A 400-nucleotide genomic window follows, 5' to 3' on the forward strand; every position below is an offset into this window, starting at 1 on the left:
GCTCCTGGACGCTGAGGAGAACGGTTTCGTTCAGCCGACCCGGTTGTCGGAGGCCGGCCTCGCCGGACCTGCGGGATTAGGTCATTTCCGGAGGAAGGTGGTGGCGTAGTCGTTGCAGCGCTGCAGCGCGCGGGCCATGCTGGCGATCCGCTCCTCGTGATATTGGTCGAACTCCCCGACCTGCTCTCCGCCGACGAAGACCCGGCCAAATCCGTGAGCTGGGAATTCCAGCCTGACGTCCCTGCCGGAGTCGTCATGGAACACGAGGCTCTCGATCGAACCCAGCTCCGTGACCTCGCGCTCGACGTCCAATCCTTCGACGGATCGTTCGGCAGCGAAGAACGCGTCGGCAAGCTCATAGCTCTCAACCTCCATCGGCCTTTCCTCCATGGTGATGAAC

Annotated in this window: 1 protein-coding gene; it reads right to left on the reverse strand. The window is 63.0% G+C overall.

Features of this window, described 5'->3' with window-relative positions; translation table 11 throughout:
• Window positions 1-81 precede the first annotated feature (81 nt).
• On the reverse strand, window positions 82-400 hold a 319-nt coding region (locus AF337_RS33190; RefSeq protein ID WP_210168094.1), incomplete at its 5' end, for a hypothetical protein.

It is taken from the genome of Rhizobium ecuadorense, assembly GCF_001187535.1.
Lineage (GTDB): Bacteria > Pseudomonadota > Alphaproteobacteria > Rhizobiales > Rhizobiaceae > Rhizobium > Rhizobium ecuadorense.